The organism is Mesorhizobium sp. B2-4-18 (assembly GCF_006441385.1).
GTDB classification, from domain to species: domain Bacteria; phylum Pseudomonadota; class Alphaproteobacteria; order Rhizobiales; family Rhizobiaceae; genus Mesorhizobium; species Mesorhizobium australicum.
Genome location: NZ_VFUW01000001.1, coordinates 353,763 through 369,240, shown reverse-complemented (window position 1 = coordinate 369,240; position 15,478 = coordinate 353,763). Strand labels below are relative to the sequence as shown.

Annotated in this window: 16 protein-coding genes; 10 read left to right on the top strand and 6 right to left on the bottom strand. The window is 61.9% G+C overall.

The window, feature by feature from the left end; all coding sequences use genetic code 11:
* Positions 1-29: 29 nt before the first annotated feature.
* Both mutM and FJ527_RS01670 read right to left on the bottom strand, forming a co-directional pair.
* Positions 30-920, bottom strand: coding sequence for a bifunctional DNA-formamidopyrimidine glycosylase/DNA-(apurinic or apyrimidinic site) lyase (gene mutM, locus FJ527_RS01675; RefSeq protein ID WP_140821369.1), 891 nt, complete (start codon positions 918-920; stop codon positions 30-32).
* A complete protein-coding gene (locus FJ527_RS01670) occupies positions 913-2,154 on the bottom strand; it encodes a phosphopentomutase (RefSeq protein ID WP_140821368.1) in 1,242 nt (413 codons plus the stop codon). Before FJ527_RS01670 ends, mutM begins: the two co-directional genes overlap by 8 nt.
* 135 nt (positions 2,155-2,289) lie before the next feature.
* Here FJ527_RS01670 and FJ527_RS01665 point away from each other — a divergent pair, with 135 nt between their 5' ends.
* Positions 2,290-3,210, top strand: coding sequence for a phosphate/phosphite/phosphonate ABC transporter substrate-binding protein (locus tag FJ527_RS01665; RefSeq protein ID WP_140821366.1), 921 nt, complete (start codon positions 2,290-2,292; stop codon positions 3,208-3,210).
* 5 nt (positions 3,211-3,215) lie between these two features.
* Here FJ527_RS01665 and FJ527_RS01660 read toward each other — a convergent pair whose 3' ends face one another.
* The 3 genes from FJ527_RS01660 to FJ527_RS01650 form a co-directional block, all read right to left on the bottom strand.
* On the bottom strand, positions 3,216-3,857 hold the full coding sequence (locus FJ527_RS01660; RefSeq protein WP_140660893.1) for a TadE/TadG family type IV pilus assembly protein: 642 nt from the start codon (positions 3,855-3,857) through the stop codon (positions 3,216-3,218).
* A 40-nt stretch (positions 3,858-3,897) separates the two neighbouring features.
* Entirely contained in the window at positions 3,898-4,479 is a 582-nt protein-coding gene (locus FJ527_RS01655; protein ID WP_140821364.1) for a TadE/TadG family type IV pilus assembly protein, read from the bottom strand.
* A gap of 138 nt (positions 4,480-4,617) precedes the next feature.
* The gene (locus tag FJ527_RS01650) at positions 4,618-5,037 is read right to left on the bottom strand and encodes a pilus assembly protein N-terminal domain-containing protein (RefSeq protein WP_140660658.1); all 420 of its coding nucleotides are present in this window, start codon (positions 5,035-5,037) and stop codon (positions 4,618-4,620) included.
* Positions 5,038-5,395: 358 nt separating this feature from the next.
* Here FJ527_RS01650 and FJ527_RS01645 point away from each other — a divergent pair, with 358 nt between their 5' ends.
* The 9 genes from FJ527_RS01645 (at position 5,396) to FJ527_RS01605 (ending at position 14,497) form a co-directional block, all read left to right on the top strand.
* Positions 5,396-5,572 carry a Flp family type IVb pilin gene (locus FJ527_RS01645; RefSeq protein ID WP_140614764.1) on the top strand — a complete coding sequence of 59 codons (177 nt, stop codon included), beginning with the start codon at positions 5,396-5,398 and terminating at the stop codon, positions 5,570-5,572.
* Between the two features lie 188 nt (positions 5,573-5,760).
* Entirely contained in the window at positions 5,761-6,279 is a 519-nt protein-coding gene (locus tag FJ527_RS01640; RefSeq protein ID WP_015319334.1) for a prepilin peptidase, read from the top strand.
* Between the two features lie 210 nt (positions 6,280-6,489).
* Positions 6,490-7,299: a Flp pilus assembly protein CpaB gene (gene cpaB / locus FJ527_RS01635; protein WP_140614762.1), complete on the top strand. Its 810-nt coding sequence runs from the start codon at positions 6,490-6,492 to the stop codon at positions 7,297-7,299.
* The gene (locus FJ527_RS01630; protein ID WP_140614761.1) at positions 7,296-8,810 is read left to right on the top strand and encodes a type II and III secretion system protein family protein; all 1,515 of its coding nucleotides are present in this window, start codon (positions 7,296-7,298) and stop codon (positions 8,808-8,810) included. The genes cpaB and FJ527_RS01630 overlap by 4 nt, the downstream gene beginning before the upstream one ends.
* Before the next feature lie 14 nt (positions 8,811-8,824).
* Positions 8,825-9,556: a CpaD family pilus assembly protein gene (locus FJ527_RS01625; protein WP_140714022.1), complete on the top strand. Its 732-nt coding sequence runs from the start codon at positions 8,825-8,827 to the stop codon at positions 9,554-9,556.
* Positions 9,557-9,603: 47 nt separating this feature from the next.
* Positions 9,604-10,893, top strand: a complete 1,290-nt coding sequence (locus FJ527_RS01620) for a CpaE family protein (protein ID WP_140787154.1) — start codon at positions 9,604-9,606, stop codon at positions 10,891-10,893.
* Positions 10,894-10,916: 23 nt separating this feature from the next.
* Positions 10,917-12,428, top strand: coding sequence for a CpaF family protein (locus tag FJ527_RS01615; RefSeq protein ID WP_140660662.1), 1,512 nt, complete (start codon positions 10,917-10,919; stop codon positions 12,426-12,428).
* Between the two features lie 29 nt (positions 12,429-12,457).
* Positions 12,458-13,471, top strand: coding sequence for a type II secretion system F family protein (locus FJ527_RS01610; protein WP_015319328.1), 1,014 nt, complete (start codon positions 12,458-12,460; stop codon positions 13,469-13,471).
* 9 nt (positions 13,472-13,480) lie between these two features.
* Complete coding sequence (locus FJ527_RS01605) at positions 13,481-14,497, top strand: type II secretion system F family protein (protein ID WP_015319327.1); 1,017 nt, start codon at positions 13,481-13,483, stop codon at positions 14,495-14,497.
* Between the two features lie 89 nt (positions 14,498-14,586).
* Here the strand turns inward: FJ527_RS01605 and FJ527_RS01600 are convergent, their stop codons facing one another.
* Positions 14,587-15,417, bottom strand: coding sequence for a tetratricopeptide repeat protein (locus FJ527_RS01600; protein WP_140821731.1), 831 nt, complete (start codon positions 15,415-15,417; stop codon positions 14,587-14,589).
* Positions 15,418-15,478: the final 61 nt, after the last annotated feature.

Here is a 15,478-nt window from a genome sequence, read left to right as displayed (position 1 = left end):
TGCTTCTCCTTGCTCGACGGCGGTCTAGCTTACCTCTGACAGGTTCGGCAATAGAAGGTCGAGCGTCCGCTCTGCACGATACGTTGGACATGGCCGCTGCAGCCGGGCTTGGGGCAAGGCTCACCCTCGCGGTCGTACACGGCGAAGGAATGCTGGAAATAACCCAGCGACCCATCGGTGCGCACATAGTCGCGCAGTGAAGACCCGCCGGCCGCGATGGCGTCCGCGACGACCGAACGGATTGCCTCGGCGAGGCCTTCGCTTTGTTCCCTGGCCTTCTTGCCTGGCTTGGCGATGGTGCCTGCCTCGCGCAGGGGTGACAGCCCTGCGCGCCAGAGCGCCTCCGAGACGTATATATTGCCTAAGCCGGCGATCAGCCTCTGGTCGAGAAGCGCTGCCTTGAGCGGCGCTCTGCGGCCTTTCAGCAGCGAGGCAAGCAGAACGCCGTCCAGCGCATTGCCGGTGGGCTCGACACCCAGTCCGCCCAGCATCGGATGCGTCTCCGGCGGCTCTTCCGCAAACAGCATGAAACCGAAGCGGCGCGGGTCGTTGAAGATCACCCGGGAGCGCGCGCCGGCCGCGGAAACGACATGGAACACGACATGATCGTGCGCCGCGCTCTTCGAACGCTCATGATGGAACACGCCCGGTGTCTCGTCGTCGTCGCCGGTCTCGATGCGAAAGGAGCCCGACATGCCGAGGTGGCAGATCAGAACCGGACCGCCCTGCATATGCATGGTCAGATATTTGGCGCGCCGGCCAAGCGCCGTGACCGTCCTGCCCGTCAGCCGCTCCGAGAACCGTTCGGGAAAGGGGAAGCGCAGATCGGGTCGTCTCATCTCGACCTTGGTCAGATGAGCACCTTCCATGACCGGCTGCAGGCCGCGCCGGACTGTCTCGACTTCGGGCAATTCAGGCATGACCGCCAATCGTGGCGTGGAAGGACGTGCCGTTACGGCCGCGCGCCAGTCGCAGATGTTCAGCAACCGTCTCGCCGATATCGGCGAATGTCGCCCTCAGCCCTATGTCGCCGCCTTTGAGGCCGGGTCCAGTGCCGATGACCGGAATGCGTTCGCGCGTATGATCGGTGCCGCGCCAGGTCGGATCGTTGCCGTGGTCGGCGGTCAGGATGAGAAGGTCGCCCTGCTTCAGCTTCGCAAACGCCTCCGGCAGACGCCGGTCGAAGGCCTCGAGTGCGGCGGCATAACCGGCGACGTCGCGGCGATGGCCGAATTCGGTGTCGAAATCGACGAAATTGGCGAACACGAGGTCACCGTCGCCGGCCTCGTCCATGGCGCCCAGCGCCTGGTCGAACATGGCCATGTTGCCCGCCGCCTTGCGCACCTGCGAAATCCCGCGATGGGCGAAGATGTCGCCGATCTTGCCAACGGCGATGACGCGGCTGCCGCGCGCCGTCAGCCGGTCGAGCAATGTCGCTTCGGGTGGCGGCACGGCGTAGTCGTGGCGGTTGTAGGTTCGTTCGAAGGTGGCTGACGTCTCGCCGACGAAGGGGCGCGCGATCACCCGTCCGATCCTCAGCGGGTCAACCAGCCGGCGCACCACCTGGCACAATTCATAGAGCCGCTCCAGGCCGAAATGGATCTCATGCGCGGCGATCTGCAGGACGGAATCGACCGACGTGTAGCAGATCGGCTTGCCCGTGCGGATGTGTTCCTCGCCGAACCGCTCGATGATCTCGGTGCCTGGCGCATGGCAATTGCCGAGGATGCCTGAAACCTTGCCCTCGCGGATGATCGCCTCGGTCAGGTCGGCCGGAAAGGCGGGAACCGTATCCGGGAAATAACCCCAGTCGAAGCGTACTGGCAGGCCTGCGATCTCCCAGTGGCCGGAAGGCGTGTCCTTGCCGCTCGAAATCTCCTGCGCCGCGCCATGGAAGGCATTGGCGAGCAGGTCCGTCCCGAAATGGGTAAAACCCAGTCCTGTCGCCGTCTCGGCCGCCTTGCCAAGTCCCAGCGATGCCAGATGGGGGACGAACAATGGTCCCTGACGAAGCCCGTCGCGATCGGCGCGCCCTTCCGCGCAAGCTTCGGCGATGTGCGCCAGCGTGTTTGCACCGGCGTCGCCATAACGTTCTGCGTCGGCCGCGCCGCCGATGCCGAAGGAATCCAGGACAAAGAGGAATGCACGCGCCATCGGGTCATTTGTTGCCAGTGTGGACCTCAAGACATAGGGTTCCATGGCGGCCTTGGCAATTCGGAAGGCGCAAAGATCAGGTGTCGCGACCAGTTGGGCGCCCATGGACGAAACAAGAGGCAAGGCGGTCCCGTCATGAAGGCTGCGCTCAAGACATGGACTGCCCTCATGGCTGTGAACGGTGCGTTCTGTTGTGGACCGGCGTGGGCAGACTGGCGCGACGATATCGGCACATTTCGCATCGGTATCCTCGCCGAACCCGGCGCCGGCAATACCGTTCCGGGGCTGGCCGTGCTGACGCAAGCTTTTACCGATGCGCTCGGCATGAAGGTGGAATTCGTCGTTGCCCGCGATTACGCGGCACTGATCGAGGCACAGGCCAATGCGCGGATCGAATACGCCATCTATTCGGCGACCGCCTACGCCACGGCGCTGCAACGCTGCGAATGCATCGAGCCGCTCGTGGTTCCGGTCGATTCAGACGGTGCGGCCGGCATCCGCTCGGTACTGCTGACCAGGGACGGCGAATTGCCCGGCCTGGCTGACATGGAGACCCGCCGGATCGCCATGCCGCCGCCGGACAGCGTCGGCGGTTCGCTTTTGCCGCTGGCGGGCTTGGCCGCCGAACATGTCAGGATCGCCGAAGACGCACCATTCCTTGTCCATGCCCCGTCGGCGTCGGCGGCTGAAACCATGCTCGTCGACGGCGAGGCCGACGCCATGTTCGGCTGGGTGAAGGCAGCGGCCGACGGTCAGCCGCGACTGCCTGGGGGCACGCAGGCAAGGCTCGAATCGTCGGGCCTTTCGGCCTCGGCCCTTCAGGTCGTGTGGACGTCGGGTCTGCTGAGATACGGTCCCCATGCGGTGCGCGGCGACCTCGATCCGGAAGCCAAGCGTCGGCTGACCGTGTTCCTCACCAACCTCAAATCGACGACGCCGGATGTCTACGACCTTCTGGAGCCGAAGCATGCTGGCGGCTTCATGCCCGTGGCTCCCAAGGACTATGCGGCGGCGGAGGCCATCGTGCGGATGGTATCGGTCGATGGGCGGCAATAAGTCTTTCAGCAATCGCTGCAAGGGATCGTGACGCTTCTGCGGGGACGCAGATAATAGGTTTCGCCCATCGTCATGCCTTTGGCGAGCGTCTCGACAAACCCGAGCTTCTGTTGGCTGTCGGTCGTCCAGCTGATGATCGGCTTATAGGCCAGGGTGCTGTCGACGCGGACGAGGAAGGTTCCGGGGACCCTGAGGCTTGCCGGAACCGTGGTGGCGGTGCCGGCGGTGGCTCCGACGCCGTTCACACCGTTGACCACCTTGCGCGACCACACCACCAGGACCTGCGGCGTGGCATCGGTGGTGACCTGTATGGCCGTGATGGTGATGTCCGGCACGGAGCGGTTATAGGGTTGAAGGGTCAAGGTGCCGATCTTCATGATGGCATCGAGGTCCACTTTGGCGATGGTCGGCTGTTGTGTGACGAGATCGGCGACCATGCTGCCGACACGGCTGACCTTCTTGCTCGTCTCGATGGCCTGCGAAGCCTCCATGGTCATGAAATACATGACCAGCAGGATAGGCGCGATAAGCGCGAACTCGACCGCCGCGACGCCACGACGATTGGACCAGAACCGGATTGATTTGCCCCAGAGCATTGATTTGCCCCAGAGCCCAGCAATTCCCTGATGTGCCCCCGCACGCATCATATTCACTGCCTTTTTTCTTGTTGTTGCTTCGGTGATTGTCTCAGTTGTCGAACGGCTCGTTCTGCCAGGTCACCGAAGCGAAATGCAGCGTTTTGTTGCCGCCCATCGACTGCGCCATCAGGTTGGTCATGATGGGCCATTTGTAGAAAACCCGCAGCATGTTCCTTGACTCCGCCGCACCCGCCGTGACGGTAAAGGGCACATCGGCGCCGCTATTCGTCAGCTGGATGTTACCGCCCTGAATCCTGAAGCCGGCCTGGGCCGCATCGGCGAATGCCGTGTACTGGCGAAGATCGACGCTCAGCTGATTGGGGCAATCCTGCGAAACGATGATTTCCAGCTTGCCGCAGATCATGTTCTTCAAATTATCTCCGGCAACATCGGCGGCCCTCAACTGGCCGGTGCGCAGCCGGCGCGCGACATCGTCGGTAATGTTGGCCATCACCTCCTGGCTGGCAAACGAGATGCAGCTTTCAAGGATGGCGAAGACAAGAAGCGCGAACGGCATCGCAAGCAGCGCGAACTCCAGCGCCGTGGCGCCGCGCCGGTCGCGCACGAAGCGCTGGAAAGGCCTGGCGCGCTCGATCTTGCGTTGATCTGTCGAGCCGAATTCCTTGCTCATGCGATGTTCCTGCCATCCTGGACGGTGCTGACAGGTGTATTAGTGCAAACCAATTGAGGTCCGGTTTGAATGATCGTTAAACTCGGCGCAGGCGCTTTAACCAGGCAGTAACCTGGGCGCTGGCACTGCCCGCATGGCTTATTTGCTGACGCTCATCTCGGCTTCGGACGATTTCTCCGCGTCACTCTTGTAGGAGCTTTCGCAATAGGGCGTGCACGACATGGTCTGGACCTCCGCGCGCCGGTAAATGCGAACCGACGAGGCCGCCTGGCGGACCACGGTAACCTGTGCGTCGACGATCGGGCTGCCCTCTGGGTCGAGAACGACGAGATTGGTGACACCGAAACCCTTGCCGGTGAGCACGATCGTCGAGGCATCCTGGACGGAGGCGTCGGCGATTGCCGGGTTGCCCACGACGATCGTATCGGCGGGGCGCGACAATTTCACGATCTTGGCCTGGTTCATGGTGACCTCGATCCCGGCGCCGGCCCTGGCGGGCGCGGTCAAGCTGGCGGCAAGAAGCACGGCAATCAGAATTGAGGATCTCGGCACGGCCATCACGGCGCTCCACGCAAGCGGACTGTTCAACGGAACATGAACGAGATTGGTGAACCAACGGTTAAGTTGACTTGTTGCGCCCGGATGTGGCGATCGGCATGGCCGAGCGCATCATCGGACTCGTGCAGGCGTCGCAAGCCTGCCCAAGCCCTTGCCGTTTGCGGCGTCGAGGCGCAAAACAGAACATTAGCCAGCGCTTAGTGTGGAGTTAACCACGCAATGTGTTCTAGCCGGGAAAGGAATCAGTAAGGCTGTTTATTAAGCCGATCGAAAGAGCTTCTCCCTAGATTTGCAGCATCCGATCAACCACCACAGAAGTTGACGGAAGTGCTGTAACACGTGGAGTAGGAGCTCTCGAATGTCTAATCTCATCGCACGTTTCGTGAAGGACGAATCCGGCGCGACCGCCATCGAATATGGTCTGATCGCCGCTCTCATCGCGCTCGCCATCATCACCGGCGCAGGCGCGCTCGGCAATGCCATCAACGCCAAGTTCACGACCATCGGTACAACGCTGAACAGCAGCGGCAGCTGATCTGCTTATTTGCTGATCACCTGGATTGCATTCTGGACAGGGGCCGCCACATTGCGGCCCCTGTTTCTCTGTGACCGGTCCAGAGTGCTGCTGACAACGACCGTCTTTTCATGCGGACCTCATCAATCGTTAATCGAACCGACCTAGATTGAGTATCCTGGAAATCCGCACAATAGGCATAAGCGCCGATGCTTGAAGCCCTGATCTTCGTCGTCTTCCCGTTCTGCATGCTGTTTGCCGCGATCTCCGACATGCTGTCGATGACGATCGCCAATCGCGTGCCGGTGCTGCTTGTCGTCGTCTTCGCGCTGGTGGCGCCGCTGACGGGCATGGACTGGGCAGCCTATGGCGGACATTTCGCCGCCGGCGCCATCGTCCTTGCCGTGACGTTCGGCCTGTTCGCCTTGGGTGGCATGGGCGGCGGCGACGCCAAACTGCTGGCCGCCACGGCCGTGTGGATGGGGCTCAACGTGCATCTCGTCGAATATCTGGTCGTCTCGACATTCATCGGCGGCCTTCTGACAATCGCGATCCTGCTTTACCGGAAATCGACGCTGGCGGTTTTCACCGGCCGCAATCCATTCCTGCGTCATTTCGCCGAAGAGTCGGCCGGTGTTCCCTACGGGATCGCGCTCGGCCTGGGCGGACTGCTGACCTTCCCCGATTCCCCCATGATGGTATGGGCGCTGGCAAGGCTGGCGAACTGAATTCATCAATTTTTCGTCGGCTGGCATGCCTTGCAAGCCGTCTTGCGGAGCGGCGGCCCAGCATTTCCGCGCATCTCGGCGCGATCCATCCAATTTATGTAAACCTTAAATTAATCACGATCGTAAGCATTGCATTAACCTTGTTTTGACGATTGCCGCTGCAAAGTCCGGCTTGGCTAGGTGGTTTGCCAAGGGCGAGGGTTCGGACAGATGCCAGCATCCCGATTGATTATTCTGAGCGTGGCGGTGGCCGCGGCGGGCGGTGCTGGCTATGTCGCAAAAAACATGGTCGCTCCGCCGCCTCAGATCGTCGTCGATTCTGGCCCCCAGGCTCCGGCGGTATCCCTGCAGGATGTGCTCGTGCTTTCGGGTGATGTCGCGATGGGCAACGCGCTCCAGAACAGCATCGCCTGGCAATCCTGGCCCGCTGACGGCATCAACGCGAATTTCATCACCAAGGCCACCGCTCCCGATGCCCTGGAGAAGCTGAAAGGGTCGATTGCCCGTGTGCCGATGTATGCGGGCGAGCCCGTGCGGCGCTCCAAGCTGATCGGCGAGGGGCAAAGCTTCATGTCGTCCATCCTGCCTTCCGGCATGCGGGCCGTCGCCACGACCATATCGGCCGACACGTCGGCCGGCGGCTTCATTCTTCCAAACGATTTCGTCGACGTCATCATGACCCGCAGGGCCGATGCCAACACCGGGGCCGGCTTCAGCACCGAGACCATCCTGAAGAATATCCGCGTTCTGGCAATCGATCAGACCATCCAGGAAGACGAGGAAGGCAAGAAGACCAGGGTAGGCCAGACCGCCACGCTGGAGCTGACACCCAAACAGGCGGAGATCATCACCGTTGCCCAGCAGATGGCGGATCGCCTGACGCTGGCGCTGCGGGCGATCACGGACACCCAGGAAAAGAATGTGGACGAGGCCGACTATCTCGTTTCCGGCAATGGTCGCAGGGGAACGGTGAGGCTGATCAAGTCGGGCGAAGTCTCCGAGGTAGGGGCAAGGAAATGAGGCTAAGCGCTAAACTGCCGGCAATCGTAGCCATGGCATTCGGCCTGCTGCTCGTCGGAGCGAATGTGCAGGGCGTCGAGGCGAAGAGCACGCAGGTGTCGGCCACGACAGCCACCCAGCGCGTCAAGCTTGGCCTCAACAAGTCGGTGGTCATCGACCTGCCGAGCGATGCCTATGACATTCTTGTCGCCAATCCCTCCGTTGCCGACGCCGTGACCCGTACCGCAAGGCGTATCTATCTCTTTGGCAAGTCGGTCGGCGAAACCAACATCTTCGTCTTTGGACCGAACGGCGAACAGATCGCCAGCCTGGACCTGGCCATCGAGCGCGACGTCGCCGGCCTGGAAGACTATATCAAGCGCTTCCTTCCGACCTCGGCCGTCAAAGTGGAACTGCTCAACGACAACGTGGTTCTGACCGGCACCGTGGATACCCCCTTGGATGCCAAGCGTGCCGAACAGCTGGCAAATATGTTTGTGTCCGGCGGTGAAGCGACGACGGGACAATATTCGCAGACCGCCGCTGGCGGCTCGGCCCAGAGCGGTGTCGACATCAACAATCCGGACCAGGAGCGCCGCGTCAGCCAGATCGTCAATCTGCTGCAGATCATCGGAGATGATCAGGTCACGCTGAAGGTAACGGTGGCCGAAGTCAGCCGTTCCGTGATGAAGCAGCTCGGCGTCAATATGGTCGGCAGTGGCGGCAGCAACGGCATCAGCTATGGAGCGATTAGCGACAATTTCACCGGACTCGGTAAGCAGCTGTCGAATTCGGGGTTCAATATAGGCGCCTCGGGGCTGCAAGCCTATGTCAATGCCATGGAGCAGTCCGGGGTCATGAAGACCTTGGCCGAGCCCACCTTGACTGCCGTATCCGGCGAGAAGGCAACCTTCAAGGTCGGCGGTGAATACAACATGGTGAGCGGCGTCACGGCGAACGTGTCGACCGACAACCAGACTGGCCTGAAGAACTATACCATCGACAAGATCGAATATGGCATCGGCCTGGAGTTCCAGCCGGTGGTGCTGTCTCCCGGTCGCATCAGCCTGAAAGTCAGAACGTCGGTTTCCGAGCCGACCACCGAAGGGTCCGTTTCGCTGTCCTCGGGTGTGACAAGTCCCGGCACGAATGTCCTGTCTCTGCGCAAGCGTCTTGCCGATACGACGGTGGAACTGCCCTCCGGCGGCTCCATGATGATCGCCGGCCTTGTTCGCGACGATGTCAGGCAAGCCGTCAACGGCTTGCCTGGACTGACAAAGATCCCGGTGCTCGGCGCGCTCTTCCGCAGCAGGGATTTCGTGCGCAACGAGACCGAGCTCGTCATCATCATTACGCCCTATCTGGTGAAGCCGGTGGCGCGCAATGAACTCGCCAAGCCGGACGACAATTTCAACCCTCCAAGCGACGGGGCCGGCATGTTCCTTGGGCGTGTCAATCGCGTCTACGGCACCATGCAGACCGACAGGCCCAACGGCCGCTATCATGGCGTTGTCGGCTTCATCTACAAGTGAACGGGAAAGCGGACATGTCTCAGTCAGTATTGAAGGCAAAGACCATGGCGATGCGCTCCGGCCGTTCTCGGACAGGCCTGCGGGTCCTTCCGATCCTCGCGGCAGCGTTGACGGCTCTCCTGGCCGGTTGCGCCCACCGCGACAGCGTTACCGTCGGCGCCATCCCCGACGACTATCGCACCAATCATCCGATCGTCATCGCGGAGAAGAACCAGAAGATCGATCTTCCCGTTGGCGCCGGCGACCGTGGCATGACCGGCGCGCAGCGCGACACGCTTCTGGGGTTCCTCGACGGCTACGACAAGTCTGCCGCTCCGACATTGACGATCCAGGTTCCAAGCGGATCCGCCAACGAGCTTGCCGCGACGGCGGCCGGCCGTGATTTCGCCCGGCTCGCGGCCGCCGCCGGTATCAAGCGCAACCGGATCGTCGTGGTCTCCTATCAGGCTGGATCGAGCGAGGCATCAGCCCCGGTGCGCGTCTCCTATATCGCGGTGAGGGCACAGACCGACAAATGCGGACGTTGGCCCGATGACCTGGTGGAAACGTCGGAAAACAAGCACTACGCCGATTTCGGCTGCTCCTATCAGAACAATCTGGCCGCCCAGATGGCCAATCCGGCCGACCTTCTCGGGCCGCGCAAGTCTACCACCATTGATGCGGCAAATCGCAGCAAAGCCATCGGTGTCTACCAAGACAGGGGCATTTCGGATGAATTCCTCGGCAACTCGGAAGTGACTTACTAAGCCGCCTTCGGAAAGAAGCGACGCCAGGAACAGGCCACGGAAAGAGCATGACCATGAGCAGCCTTGCCTATGACGCCACCGTCGAGGGCGGCGATACCTCGCCGCAGGACGTCGCCGCGATGCAGGCGTTGCGGCCGGTTCCGCGCATTTCGATCCAAGCATTCTGCGAGACCGAGGGCGTTGCCAATCCGGTCCAGCGCGCCGGGGAGGACCGTCGCATGACCAAGGCGCATCTCAAGGTCCATATGGGCGGCGTCGCCACCGCAATCGAATTCTACCAGTCGGCGCCGACACCGAACCTGATCCTGCTGGAATCGCGCAGCGAACCCAAGCAATTGCTGGAGCAACTCGCCCAGCTTTCGGAATACTGCGATCCATCCTCGAAAGTGGTGGTGATCGGTCACTACAATGATGTCGGCCTTTATCGCGAACTCATCCGTTCCGGCATCTCCGAATATGTCATCGCGCCGGTGTCGATGGCCGACGTTGTCAGCGTCGTGTCGTCGATCTTCGTCGATCCGGATGCCGAACCGCTCGGCCGCACCGTCGCCTTCGTCGGCGCCAAGGGTGGCGTCGGCTCTTCCACGATCGCCCACAACGTCGCCTGGGCAATGTCCTCGCTGTTCAAATCCGAGGTCGTTGTCGCCGACCTCGATCTCGCCTTCGGCACCGCCAACATCAATTTCGACCAGGATCCGGCCCAGGGCATTGCCGAGGCGGTGTTCTCGCCCGAGCGCATAGACGAAGTCTATCTCGACCGGCTGTTGACCCAATGCGCCGAGCACCTGTCGCTGCTTGCGGCGCCCTCGACGCTGGAACGCGTCTACGACTTCGATCCCGATGCCTTCGCGCAACTTGTCGATACCGCGCAGCGCAGCGTGCCGCTGCTTGTGCTCGATGTTCCTCATGTCTGGACGGGATGGGCCAAGAACACGCTGGTCAAGGCTGACGAGATCGTCATCACGGCGACTCCGGAACTGGCCAATCTGCGCAACACCAAGAACCTGGTCGACATGTTGAAGCGGCTTCGTCCGAACGACCCGCCGCCGAAATTGATCATCAACCAGGCCGGCGTGCCCAAGCGGCCCGAGATCTCGGCATCCGATTTCGCCGAACCGCTCGGCCTGACACCAATGTCGGTCATCGGCTTTGATCCCCTGCTGTTCGGCAATGCCGCAAACAACGGGCGCATGCTGGGCGAGATGGATGCCAAGAATCCGGTTGTGGCCACGATCAACGAGATTGCCCATGTGCTGACGGGCCGCAGCGAAATCCGGGCGAAGAAGAAAGCTGGCCTGGGCAGTCTGCTCGGCAAGCTCTCGCGCAACAAGAAGTGACGCAATGGGGTCGGTAGTCGGTCATGTTCGGTAAAAGAGGCAACGACGACGGCAACCGGTTCACGCCGGAATTCCGCCAGCCGGCACCGGCACCGGCTACGATTGCGCCGGCCGCCGCGGGTCCGGCCGACACCGCGGTGCTTGCCCGGCCCGCGGCCACGCCTCAGCCGAGCGCACCTGTCGCGCCGCCGGCCAGGCGCGCGGTCGAAGCGCCACCCATGGCGCCGGAACCGAGGAGGGGCCGCGAAAAGAGCGAAACCTACTATGACACCAAGAGCCAGGTGTTCTCGGCTCTCATCGATACGATCGACCTGTCGCAGCTCGCCAAGCTCGATCCCGAAAGCGCGCGCGAGGAAATCCGCGACATCGTCAACGACATCATCGCGATCAAGAACTTCGCGATGTCGATCGCCGAGCAGGAAGAACTGCTCGAGGACATCTGCAATGACGTGCTTGGCTATGGGCCGCTCGAGCCGTTGCTGGCGCGCGACGACATCGCCGACATCATGGTCAACGGGTCCAAGAACGTCTACATCGAAGTGAACGGTAAGGTCGAGCAGACCGGCATTCGGTTTCGCGATAACCAGCAGCTTCTCAACATCTGCCAGCGCATCGTCAGCCAGGTCGGCCGCCGCGTCGACGAATCCAGCCCGATCTGCGACGCTCGTCTTCCCGACGGGTCGCGCGTCAACGTCATTGCGCCGCCGCTGGCTATCGATGGCACCGCGCTCACCATCCGCAAATTCAAGAAGGACAAGCTGACGCTCGATCAGCTGGTCAAGTTCGGCGCCATCTCTCCGCAAGGGGCAGAAGTTCTCAAGATCATCGGCCGTGTCCGCTGCAACATCGTCATCTCGGGCGGCACCGGCTCCGGCAAGACGACATTGCTCAACTGCCTGACCAACTACATCGACCGCGACGAGCGCGTCATCACCTGTGAGGACTCGGCCGAACTGCAGCTGCAGCAGCCGCATGTCGTGCGCCTGGAAACGCGTCCGCCCAATCTCGAGGGTGAGGGCGAGGTGACGATGCGCGACCTGGTCAAGAATTGCCTGCGCATGCGGCCTGAACGCATCATCGTCGGCGAAGTGCGCGGACCCGAGGTCTTCGACCTTCTTCAGGCGATGAACACGGGCCATGACGGCTCGATGGGCACGATCCACTCCAACAGCCCGCGCGAATGCCTGAACCGTATCGAATCCATGATCGCCATGGGCGGCTATTCGCTGCCGCAGAAAACCGTGCGCGAAATCGTCGTCGGCTCCATCGACGTCATCATCCAGGCGGCACGCCTGCGCGATGGATCGCGCCGCATCACCCATATCACCGAAGTGATCGGGATGGAGGGCGACGTCGTCATCACCCAGGATATCGTCCTCTACAACATCAAGGGCGAGGACGCCAACGGCAGGCTGCTGGGAGAACACGTCTCGACCGGCATCGGCCGCCCGCATTTCTGGGAACGCGCGCGCTACTACGGCGAAGAGCAGCGCCTCGCAATAGCGCTCGAGGCCATGGAGAAACGTGCTGACTGACGCACTCACAGGCGTGAAGGTTCTGGTCGATGTTTGGAATTGACGGCACCGTACTGGCGTTTGTCGTACTCGCCGGCTTCAGCGCCGGCGCGGTCGCCTATGTATTTCTGTTCAACCAGATCAGCAACGAGAAACAGGCCGGCAGGCGGCTGGAAACGATCAAGGCCGCCGAGACGGACCGTTCCGTCGTCAAGGCCACCCGCGACCGGGCGGCCGACGCCGCCAAGCGCCGCAAATCGGTGCAGGATTCACTGAAGGATCTCGACGAAAAGCAGAAATCCAAGGACATCGCCGTCAAGAAGCCGCCGCTGAAAGCGCAGCTTCGCCAGGCTGGGATGAAGGTGTCGATCGAACGTTTCTATATCTATTCGGCCATCTGCGGTCTCGCGCTGACGGTGGTCGCGTTCGTGGCCGGTGCGCCGATGATTGTCTTGCCCGGTGTGCTGCTCGCCGGAGCGCTTGGCCTGCCGCGTTGGTTCGTTTCTTTTCGTCGTAGCCGGCGCGTCAAGTCATTCCTCAACGAATTTCCAAACGCGCTCGACGTCATCGTGCGGGCGGTCAAGTCCGGCCTGCCGCTGAACGATGCCATACGCCTGATCGCCAACGAATCCCCTGAACCGGTCAAGACCGAGTTTCGCCGCATCGTCGATTCGCAGCAGATGGGCCTGTCGATCCCCGACGCCACCTTGCGCATGCCCGAAACCATGCCATGCACCGAGGCGAGCTTCTTCGGCATCGTCATCCAGATCCAGTCGCAAGCCGGTGGCAATCTCTCCGAAGCGCTAGGCAATCTTTCGCGCGTCTTGCGCGACCGCAAGAAGATGAAGGCCAAGGTCGCGGCCCTGTCGATGGAGGCGAAAGCATCCGCCGCCATCATCGGCGCCTTGCCTTTCATCGTTGCCTTTCTCGTCTATCTCTCCAGTCCCAACTACCTGATGCCGCTGTTCACGACCAGCGTCGGCCATCTGATCCTCGGTGTTTCCGGCATCTGGATGTCGATCGGCATCTTCGTGATGCGCAAGATGATGAATTTTGAAGTCTAGGGCCGTGGCATGACCGAACAAGTCATCAAATCACTGACGGATCCCAGCCTCCTGATTGCGATGCTGGTCGCTGTCGCCGTGTTCGCAACCGTTTTTACGCTGCTGCCGGCCCTTGGCGGAAACCAGCTCAAGGCGCGCATGAAGTCGGTCGCGCTGGAGCGTGACGAGCTTCGCGCCAAGCAGCGCGCGCGGCTTGCGAACGAGGCCGATCGCCGCCGCAAGGGCCTGCGCGAGCAGCAGTCGGTCGGTATGCGCAACATTGTCGACCGGCTCGATCTGCGCCGTGCGTTGGCCGACGAGTCCACCTTGCAAAAGCTGAAGGTCGCCGGCTTTCGCGGGCAAAATCCGCTAACGCGATTTCTGTTCTTCCGTCTGGTGCTTCCTTTTGTCGGTTTCGCGCTGGGTCTGTTCTATATTTTCGTGCTGGGAGGGTTGCCCGACAAGCCATTGGTGATCCGGCTTTTCGTCTGCATCCTCGTTGCCTATGGCGGCTTCTATGCGCCGGTCCTCTACGTCAACAACCGCGCGACCAAGCGCAAGCAGTCGATCCAGCTGGCGTGGCCGGATGCGCTCGACCTGATGCTGATCTGCGTGGAATCCGGCATGTCGGTGGAAGCCGGCCTGCGCAAAGTCGCCGACGAGATCGGCGCGCAATCCGTGGCCCTGGCGGAAGAATTCATCCTGACCAACGCCGAGCTCTCATACCTGCAGGAACGTAAGCAGGCTTACGAGAATCTTGCGAGCCGTACCGGCTTGGAATCGGTCAGGTCCGTGTCACAGGCGCTCGTCCAGGCCGAGCGCTACGGCACGCCAGTGGCGCTCGCACTGCGTGTGCTTGCCGCGGAAAGCCGCGACATGCGCATGAACGCGGCCGAGAAGAAGGCCGCCGCGCTGCCGCCCAAGCTCACCGTGCCGATGATCCTGTTCTTCCTGCCGGTGCTGTTCGCCATCATCCTGGGTCCTGCCGGCATCCAGGTCAGCCAGCGCGGCATCTTCGGCCAGTCGCAAAGCAACGGCACCCAGTAGGCGAATCCGCACAATCCAAAGCGAAAGAGCCGCGCGGAAAATGCCACGCGGCTCTTTCGTTTGGCGCGATCGGGCGCCGCGCGCGACGATCAGTTGGTGGCGGTTTTCGCCGTTTTCGCCTTGTCCTGATCCTTGAGCTGGCTCCAGGCGTTCTGCTGGGCCAGCATCTGCCGGAGATAGGCGACGTTGGCCTGCGCCTGTTCGGGGGAAAGTTCTTGCGAGGCGATCTTCTCGGCTTCATCGAAGCGACCCTGCAGCCCGACAACGAGCGCCAGGTTCTGACGCACCCGGCTATCGGCATTCGGCTGCTGGGCGGCAGAGCGCATATAGGTCTCGGCGGTGCGCAGATCCCCTTCCAGCACATAGGACATGCCGAGATTGGAAAGGATCGATGGCTCGTTCGGCTTGAGTTCAAGCGCCTTGCGGTAGAGTTGGCGCGCTTCGTCCTTCTGGCCGACCTGATCGAGGATGGCCGCCTCCGCCGACACCAGCCTCCAGTCGGGGTATTCCGGCGTTTGTGCGCGGCGCACGGCGTCGAGCGCTGCCTCGAGCTGGCCATTGGCGGCCAATGCCTTGCCATAGGCGGCGAGAACTTCGCGGTCCTTGGGGTAGGCGATCGCCAGCTTGCGCATCACGGCAAGCGACTGGTCGGCATCGCCGTCCATCTGCAGCGCCGCCGCGAAGTTGGTCGCTATCCGCTTGTCGTTGGGGTTCCTCGCGTAGGATTGGCCAAGTGCGGCCGTGGCGTTGTGCAATTCTCCCGCCGACATCGTTTCCAGCGGCTTGCCGCTGGTGCGTCCGATCGAGCCTGTGGTGAGTTTGTCGGTCGCGCAACCGGCAACGCCCGCCGCGAGCGCTAGCATGAATGCCGTGGTAATGAGCCGTTTTCCCCGGATGTCTATCGTGCGGTTGGTCGGCATCGGCACCTGGGCCTCCATTCATGCGTGGCCATTGCGTGGCCATCTTCCCTCCAGCAGAAAT

Bases quoted from the DNA above. Each gene is read 5' to 3' on its own strand.
- mutM (WP_140821369.1), bottom strand. From the start codon at position 920: ATGCCTGAATTGCCCGAAGTCGAGACAGTCCGGCGCGGCCTGCAGCCG.
- FJ527_RS01670 (WP_140821368.1), bottom strand. From the start codon at position 2,154: ATGGCGCGTGCATTCCTCTTTGTCCTGGATTCCTTCGGCATCGGCGGC.
- FJ527_RS01665 (WP_140821366.1), top strand. From the start codon at position 2,290: ATGAAGGCTGCGCTCAAGACATGGACTGCCCTCATGGCTGTGAACGGT.
- FJ527_RS01660 (WP_140660893.1), bottom strand. From the start codon at position 3,857: ATGATGCGTGCGGGGGCACATCAGGGAATTGCTGGGCTCTGGGGCAAA.
- FJ527_RS01655 (WP_140821364.1), bottom strand. From the start codon at position 4,479: ATGAGCAAGGAATTCGGCTCGACAGATCAACGCAAGATCGAGCGCGCC.
- FJ527_RS01650 (WP_140660658.1), bottom strand. From the start codon at position 5,037: ATGGCCGTGCCGAGATCCTCAATTCTGATTGCCGTGCTTCTTGCCGCC.
- FJ527_RS01645 (WP_140614764.1), top strand. From the start codon at position 5,396: ATGTCTAATCTCATCGCACGTTTCGTGAAGGACGAATCCGGCGCGACC.
- FJ527_RS01640 (WP_015319334.1), top strand. From the start codon at position 5,761: ATGCTTGAAGCCCTGATCTTCGTCGTCTTCCCGTTCTGCATGCTGTTT.
- cpaB (WP_140614762.1), top strand. From the start codon at position 6,490: ATGCCAGCATCCCGATTGATTATTCTGAGCGTGGCGGTGGCCGCGGCG.
- FJ527_RS01630 (WP_140614761.1), top strand. From the start codon at position 7,296: ATGAGGCTAAGCGCTAAACTGCCGGCAATCGTAGCCATGGCATTCGGC.
- FJ527_RS01625 (WP_140714022.1), top strand. From the start codon at position 8,825: ATGTCTCAGTCAGTATTGAAGGCAAAGACCATGGCGATGCGCTCCGGC.
- FJ527_RS01620 (WP_140787154.1), top strand. From the start codon at position 9,604: ATGACCATGAGCAGCCTTGCCTATGACGCCACCGTCGAGGGCGGCGAT.
- FJ527_RS01615 (WP_140660662.1), top strand. From the start codon at position 10,917: ATGTTCGGTAAAAGAGGCAACGACGACGGCAACCGGTTCACGCCGGAA.
- FJ527_RS01610 (WP_015319328.1), top strand. From the start codon at position 12,458: ATGTTTGGAATTGACGGCACCGTACTGGCGTTTGTCGTACTCGCCGGC.
- FJ527_RS01605 (WP_015319327.1), top strand. From the start codon at position 13,481: ATGACCGAACAAGTCATCAAATCACTGACGGATCCCAGCCTCCTGATT.
- FJ527_RS01600 (WP_140821731.1), bottom strand. From the start codon at position 15,417: ATGCCGACCAACCGCACGATAGACATCCGGGGAAAACGGCTCATTACC.